This is a genomic window from Exiguobacterium sp. UBA6282, assembly GCF_002440475.1.
Lineage (GTDB): Bacteria > Bacillota > Bacilli > Exiguobacteriales > Exiguobacteriaceae > Exiguobacterium_A.
This window is the reverse complement of record NZ_DJUM01000019.1, coordinates 1-7,666: the sequence shown is the minus strand read 5'-3', so window position 1 is coordinate 7,666 and position 7,666 is coordinate 1. Positions and strand designations below refer to the sequence as shown.

At 47.4% G+C, this 7,666-nt stretch carries 6 protein-coding genes and 1 other annotated feature; of the genes, 1 reads left to right on the top strand and 5 read right to left on the bottom strand.

What is annotated here, in order from left to right; all coding sequences use genetic code 11:
* Window positions 1–158: 158 nt before the first annotated feature.
* From serS to pdxS, 4 genes are all read right to left on the bottom strand, one after another.
* A complete protein-coding gene (gene serS, locus B2751_RS04925; RefSeq protein ID WP_035409899.1) occupies window positions 159–1,436 on the bottom strand; it encodes a serine--tRNA ligase in 1,278 nt (425 codons plus the stop codon).
* A gap of 61 nt (window positions 1,437–1,497) precedes the next feature.
* Window positions 1,498–1,705, bottom strand: a binding site (T-box leader).
* Between the two features lie 12 nt (window positions 1,706–1,717).
* Window positions 1,718–2,953, bottom strand: a complete 1,236-nt coding sequence (locus B2751_RS04920; RefSeq protein WP_290773299.1) for a D-alanyl-D-alanine carboxypeptidase family protein — start codon at window positions 2,951–2,953, stop codon at window positions 1,718–1,720.
* Window positions 2,954–3,044: 91 nt separating this feature from the next.
* The gene (gene pdxT / locus B2751_RS04915) at window positions 3,045–3,623 is read right to left on the bottom strand and encodes a pyridoxal 5'-phosphate synthase glutaminase subunit PdxT (RefSeq protein WP_035409895.1); all 579 of its coding nucleotides are present in this window, start codon (window positions 3,621–3,623) and stop codon (window positions 3,045–3,047) included.
* The gene (gene pdxS / locus B2751_RS04910) at window positions 3,617–4,504 is read right to left on the bottom strand and encodes a pyridoxal 5'-phosphate synthase lyase subunit PdxS (RefSeq protein ID WP_035409893.1); all 888 of its coding nucleotides are present in this window, start codon (window positions 4,502–4,504) and stop codon (window positions 3,617–3,619) included. The genes pdxT and pdxS overlap by 7 nt, the downstream gene beginning before the upstream one ends.
* A 116-nt stretch (window positions 4,505–4,620) precedes the next feature.
* Here pdxS and B2751_RS04905 point away from each other — a divergent pair, with 116 nt between their 5' ends.
* Window positions 4,621–6,024: a PLP-dependent aminotransferase family protein gene (locus tag B2751_RS04905; protein WP_035409890.1), complete on the top strand. Its 1,404-nt coding sequence runs from the start codon at window positions 4,621–4,623 to the stop codon at window positions 6,022–6,024.
* A 43-nt stretch (window positions 6,025–6,067) separates the two neighbouring features.
* Here the strand turns inward: B2751_RS04905 and guaB are convergent, their stop codons facing one another.
* A complete protein-coding gene (gene guaB / locus B2751_RS04900) occupies window positions 6,068–7,534 on the bottom strand; it encodes an IMP dehydrogenase (protein WP_035409917.1) in 1,467 nt (488 codons plus the stop codon).
* Window positions 7,535–7,666 lie beyond the last annotated feature (132 nt).

The window sequence follows — 7,666 nt, the reverse complement described above, 5'->3', positions numbered from 1 at the left end:
TAAACCACTTGAGTACGCCTCCGTACTTCTTACCAGATCATGATGACCTGTCTGTTTTCCTGACATTAATTATGATAGCATCTGCCTTTTAACGTGTAAAGACCTTTTCTAAAAAAACTTTTTAAAATACAGAAAGGGGGATTACTCCCCCTTCTGACTTAAGCTTGAATCACTTCAAGACCACCCATGTATGGACGAAGTACTTCTGGAATAACAACTGATCCATCCGCTTGTTGGTAGTTCTCTAAGATGGCAGCAACTGTCCGACCGACTGCAAGAGCAGAACCATTCAACGTGTGAACGAATTCTGGTTTCGCGTTCGCTTCGCGGCGGAAACGGATTTGCGCTCGGCGTGCTTGGAAATCTTCAAAGTTTGAACAAGAAGAAATTTCACGGTAGACGCCCTGACTTGGCATCCAGACTTCGATGTCGTATTTCTTCGCAGCCGTGAATCCAAGATCAGCTGTACACATGCTCAATACTTGATACGGCAGTTTCAGCTTTTTCAAGACTGTCTCTGCTTGTCCCGTTAACAATTCAAGTTGCTCGTAAGATTCTTCTGGTTTGACGAAACGAACGAGTTCAACTTTATTGAATTGGTGCTGACGGATCAAACCGCGCGTATCGCGTCCGGCAGAACCAGCTTCTGAACGGAAACATTGGCTGTATGCGGCATAGCCGATCGGTAACTGATCTGCAGTCAGGATTTCTTCGCGGTGCATGTTCGTCACTGGAACTTCTGCTGTCGGTACAAGGAAGTAGTTCGTCTCTTCAATCTTGAACGCATCCTCCTCGAATTTCGGCAGTTGTCCTGTTCCTGTCATTGAATCGCGGTTGACCATGAGTGGCGGCAAGATTTCTGTGTAGCCGTGCTGATCTTGATGGAGATCCATCATGAAGTTGATCAATGCCCGCTCAAGACGTGCCCCTGCCCCACGATAAAAGACAAACCGGCTACCTGTGACCTTTCCTGCACGCTCTACGTCAACGATCTTTAATTGCTCCATCAAATCCCAGTGCGGAACCGCTTCGAAATCAAACGCTGGTTTATCACCGACTTCACGGATGACGACATTGTCATCTTCAGAAGAACCGACCGGTACGCTGTCATGTGGAATGTTCGGAATACCGAGGAGAAGTTGATTCAATGTCGCTTCGACGTCACGTAATTCGTCGTCAAGCGTCTTGATCTCGTCCCCGACACTACGCATCGCAGCAATCGCTTCATCTGCATTCTCTTTATTGCGTTTCAGTTCAGCGATTTTTTTCGTCGCTTCATTTCGTTCTGCTTTCAACACTTCTGTCCGCGCAATCAGTTCTCGACGCTTCTCATCAAGTGCAAGGAAACGGTTCATGTCCGTCAAGTCCTCTCCTCGGTGTGCTAACTTTTCTTGAATGGCGTCAAAATCTTGGCGTAATCGTTTAATATCAATCATCTGCAATTCCTCCTTTATGTCATAAAAAAAGGCGACTCGTCTCTTTCCGGTATTCCTACCGAAAAGGGACGAATCACCTGGATCCGCGTTGCCACCCTCATTGCTAGACACATCTAGCCAACTTAAGACGCGATAACGGGCGTACCCGCACCTTGTTCGCAAGGTGTGCGATCCGGCTCGATTCAATCCATCGATCTGACTAGTTCACACCACCCACTAGCTCTCTTAACAGTATCGATACATCTACTTGGTCCGTTCATAGCATCTTTATGAGATTAGTCTTACTTTACACCATCGTCTTGGAAGTTGACAAGAGCCGATTGTTGAATCGCTTGTTCAATTTGCTTCGACCAAGCCGTCCAAGCACGGACGAGGCGTGTCGGAACACTCGCAAGTGGAACGGCAGTTGCGCTATACAAATTCACACGCGGTGTCTCAAAACCTGGTAGATAGACCCCATCGTCCGCGACCTGTACCGTACCGACGATTTCTTGTTTCGTCACAGGAGCTGTTGTTTTTGAGAAGTCGAACCGTGGTTCCCGCGTCTTCGCTTGTTTTAAGACCGTGATGTATAACGAACCGTCCGTGACGACGTCTAACTGCCGGATAGTTGCCCCTTTAATCGGAAGAGCGTCTTTGATCCGTTCCCCTTTTCCGTAATACGTCAACGGCTCAAACGTCGCAAAACCATAGTCGAGTAGCTTTTTCGTTTCCTTGAAACGGGCTTGATCGGAATCCGTTCGCATGACGACCGTGACAAGTGTCATATTATCCCGCGTCGTTACGCTCGCGAAGCAGTAACCTGCTAAATCGGTCGTTCCTGTCTTCATCCCCCGCATGCCAGCATATGCGAATTTTTCCTTCGCCAGCATCTTATTCGAGTTATTCAAGACCTCTCCATCAAGTTTCATCTGTGTTTTATTCGTCACATCCAGTACATCCGGATAATCCTTGATGTAGCGGATGACGAGTAACGCGATATCCGTCGCTGTCATCAGATTTGTTCCTGGAAGCGTCGCATCGACAGCATCTAGACCAGAGGCATTCGCATACTCTGTATCATTCATCCCGAATAACTTCGCTGTCTCATTCATTTCTTCAACGAACGTCGCCTCTGAACCGGATACCGTTTCGGCTAGCAATACGGCTGCATCATTGGCTGATTTAATGAACGCCGCGTTATACATCTCACGAACCGTATACGTTTTTGCTTTAACAGGAACACGAGCAATGCCGGACGTGTTCGCAAGCTTTAATACTTTTGCACTCGGTTTGATTTTTTGATCCCACGTCAGCTTTTTTAATTCGATTTGTCGTCGAACGAGGTAAAGCGTCATCAGCTTTGTCATCGAAGCCGGTGGTAGAGAAACATCCGCTTCCGATTGAAGGAGGATTTTTCCTGTGACCGCATCGGCCATTATGTAAGACTCTGCTTGAATCGAAGGTGCCGCTTGTCCAGTTGTAGGAAAACCTACGACCAGCAGGACACTTAAACAGAGTAGCAAGATTCGTTTCATCGTGTCTCTCCTTCACTCAATCATTCATTTTACAAATAGTGTAGCACAAAAGAAGCACCTGACAGTAGAACCTGTCAGATGCTTCCACGCTCTATAGACGGACGGACTGCCGCTGTTTAATCTTTTGTAAAAAATACTGATGTAAGCGATCGTCCTCTGTTAATTCAGGATGAAACGAACATGCTAGATGAAGCGATGTCTCGACGGCGACAATCTGTTCTTCGACCGTTGCGATAATATGTGTTCCTTCTCCGACAGATAGAATCAATGGCGCTCGAATGAAGACTGCCTCAATCGACTCCTCAATTCCTTCAACCGGTAGCAATCCTTCAAATGAATCGATTTGTCGACCGAAAGCATTCCGACGGACCGTCATCGAAATCGCGTTGAGATGACTCTGACCTGCTTCGACAGCGGTTGCGAGTAGAATCATTCCGGCACATGTTCCGAACATCGGTAACGTCGTCGCTTTTTCCCGAAGCGGTTCCAGCAAGGCATAACGCTCAATCAATCGACGCATCGCGGTCGATTCGCCGCCGGGTAAGACGAGCCCATCCAGTCTCTCGAGATCACTCGCATGTTTGACGAGAACGACCTCTACACCAAGACCTTCAAGTTGCTGTTGATGTTCGCGGACAGCACCTTGAACATCAAGAATACCGATTACCATCCGCGTGTCGCCATCCGTTCTTCAAACGGCATCGAAGTGACATCGATTCCCTTCATTGCTGTTCCGAGCCCTTTGGATAAAGAGGCAATCCGTCCAAAATCATCTTTATACGTAACCGCTTCAACAATCGCGCGAGCCACACGTTCTGGGTGTTCTGATTTAAAAATCCCCGATCCGACGAAGACACCATCTGCCCCTAAATGCATCATGAGAGCGGCATCAGCTGGTGTCGCAACTCCTCCGGCTGCAAAATTGACGACTGGTAGACGTCCCTGTGTCCGAATATCTCGTAATACTTCGTACGGAGCACCCCACTCTTTCGCAAATGTCATCAATTCATCTGGACTGACATGCAAAATCTGATTCAATTGCGCTTGAATTTGTCGCATATGGCGAACGGCTTCGACGACGTTCCCAGTTCCAGGCTCGCCTTTCGTCCGAATCATCGCCGCTCCTTCGGCAATCCGGCGAGCGGCTTCCCCAAGATCACGTGCGCCACAGACGAACGGTACGGTGAACTCCGACTTCAGTAAATGATATTGCTCGTCTGCCGGAGTCAGTACCTCGCTCTCATCGATGAAATCGACCCCCATCGATTCAAGGACACGCGCTTCGACAATATGACCAATTCGGCATTTTGCCATGACGGGGATCGAGACTGCCCCAAGTACTTCTTCCGTGATCAACGGATCTGCCATCCGTGCCACACCTCCGTCACGACGAATATCCGACGGGACACGTTCGAGTGCCATGACTGCAACAGCTCCTGCTGCTTCCGCAATCTTTGCTTGTTCCGCATTGACGACATCCATGATGACGCCACCCTTTTGCATTTCAGCCATTCCACGTTTGACACGATCCGTTCCTTGTTGACGTTCCATATCCATTCCCCCTTGGTTGACTTTCACCCCTTTAGTATACGGAACGTTGACACTTTTAAAAGTATCAGTTTATGATGATTTCAACAGGTCAGTTTATTATGAAGGAGTCATACGAGATGGACATGCTATCATTTCAACTTACACGCGATCAAGAGAAACCTCTTTATGAACAACTTTATCAACAGATCCGAAACGAAATCATCGCCGGACGTTTAGCGTACGGCACAAAATTGCCTTCTAAACGAAAGCTCGGTCAATTCTTGAACTTAAGTCAAACGACGATTGAGCTTGCTTATCAACAACTTGTCGCAGAAGGTTATGTCGAATCCATCTCGCGTAAAGGGTATTTCGTTCTTGCCTATGAGGAACTTGCTTACGTCAAAACCTCACCCGTCATCGAACCGCGTGTGACTAAAGAAAAACCGGTCATCACGTATGACTTTCATCCAAGTAAGATTGAAGGTATCTCTTTCCCGTTCACCCGTTGGCGAAAGTATGCCAAAGACATCATAGATACCGATCACCATCCACTCGTCTCGCTCGGTCATCCGCAAGGCGATCTAACGTTGCGCGAAGAGATTGCGACTTATCTCTATCACTCACGTGGTGTCGTCTGTTCTCCGGAACAGATCGTCGTCGGTTCAGGTATCGAGCAACTGTTGCCCATCGTTCTTTTCTTACTAGGACGAAACGTCACGTACGGCATCGAAGATCCCGGTTATCATACGACACGCCTCTTGCTTGAAAATCATGAACGAATGATTGAACCGATTCGTGTCGATGCGAATGGATTACGCATCGATCAACTGCAGGAATCAAATGTTGATGTCATGTATGTCACACCGGCACATCAGTTTCCGTCCGGTAGCATCCTGTCCGTCAATCGAAGACACCAGTTGTTGAACTGGGCGGCGATGGATCCGACCCGCTTTATCATCGAAGACGACTACGATAGCGAATTCCGCTATAGCGGTAAATCGATCCCGTCTTTGCACAACATGGACAGCAATCGTGTCATTTATATGAGTACCTTCTCAAAATCGCTCATGCCTTCACTACGGATTGGTTATATGGTCTTACCGGAAGTCTTACGCGCACAGTATCAAGCCGAATTATCCCATTATACTTGTAGTGTCTCACGCTTTGATCAAACGATCTTGACACGTTTCATGAAAGAGGGCGACTTTGAACGACATCTCAATCGGATGCGTAAAGTCTATCGTCGTAAACTAGATGTGCTGATCCAATCGCTTCGCCGGATCCCTGCCTTACGGTTGACTGGCGAAAGTGCTGGACTCCATGTTGTCGTTTCCGTAGCGAACGGAATGACGGAGCAAGAGCTAGTAAAGCGGGCACAACAACAAGGCATCCAAGTATACGGTCTCTCTCAATACGCCCAGTTACCGCTTCTCTCCAATACGCCTCAAATCGTTCTTGGATTTGCGAGTCTCTCTGAGCATGAGTTGACGGAAGGATTACAATTATTGATAGACGCATGGAATCTGCATAGATCATCATAAAAAAAAGCCTCGCCTTTCTGCTAGAGAAAGACGAGGCTTTTTTTTATTGACGTGTGTAGTTAGAGGCTTCTTTGGTAATTTGAATATCGTGCGGATGGCTTTCTTGCAAACCAGCGCCCGTCATACGGATGAACTGTGTCTCTTCACGCAATTCTTCTAACGTCGCAGCACCACAGTATCCCATACCTGAACGAATACCACCAACGAGTTGGTACACTGAGTCACCGAGTTTACCACGGTAAGCGACCCTTCCTTCGATTCCTTCTGGAACGAACTTCTTGTCTGCTTCTTGGAAGTAACGGTCTTGGCTACCGCGTTTCATCGATGCTTCAGAACCCATACCACGGTACGTCTTGAATTGACGTCCTTGATAGATTTCCATCTCACCTGGGCTCTCTTCTACTCCTGCAAGCAAGCTTCCGAGCATGACAGCGTGACCACCAGCAGCAAGTGCTTTCACGATATCGCCAGAGTACTTAATGCCACCGTCAGCGATAATCGAAACGCCATGTTTACGTGCTTCTGTCGCACAATCGAAGACGGCTGTAATCTGTGGTACACCGACGCCTGCAACAACACGTGTCGTACAAATCGAACCAGGTCCGATACCGACTTTAATGACAGATGCGCCGGCTTCAATCAAATCGCGTGTTGCTTCTGCAGTCGCAACGTTGCCCGCAATGATTGGTAAGGTTGGATATTCTTCACGTAATTCACGTACCTTGACGAGAACACCTTCTGAGTGACCGTGAGCTGTATCGACGACGAGTGCATCAACACCTGCATCGACCAGGAACTTCGCACGTGTTGAAGCGTCTTTCGTCACACCGACAGCTGCTGCGACAAGTAAACGACCAAATTGATCTTTCGCAGCATGTGGATACTGTTCGACTTTTTCGATATCTTTTGTCGTGATTAATCCTTTTAACACACCGTTCTCATCAACGAGTGGTAACTTTTCGATGCGATGCTTGTGGAGAATCTGTTCTGCTTCTGCGAGGGACGTACCAACTTTTGCTGTCACGAGTTCTTCTGTTGTCATTACTGTTTCAATGACAGTCGAATAATCCTTAACGAAACGAAGATCACGGTTCGTCAAAATTCCTACTAATTTACGCTCTGTTTCGTTGTTAACGATCGGAACACCTGAGATGCGGTACTTACTCATCAAATACTCAGCATCGTAGACTTGACGCTCTGGCGTTAAATAGAACGGATTCGTGATGACACCATTTTCAGAACGTTTGACGCGATCGACATGTTCTGCTTGTTCTTCCATTGACATGTTCTTATGAATGACACCAAGACCACCTTGGCGTGCCATTGCGATTGCCATCGGAGCTTCTGTGACTGTATCCATCCCAGCACTGATCAACGGAATATTAAGTGTGATCCCTTCACATAGCGTGACAGATAAATCAACGTCGCGCGGTAAGACACTCGAACGACGGGGTACGAGTAAGACGTCATCAAACGTCAAACCCTCTTTAGCAAATTTGTTCTCCCACATGTTATCCACTCGCTTTCTCTTTTATAAAAGAATATTGATGTTATGGTAACAAGCAGAGGGTGTCATGTCAATGACTCGACCAATAATCAGAACAGTCTGAAGTTTCACATAACACAAAAAGACCGACCTGCA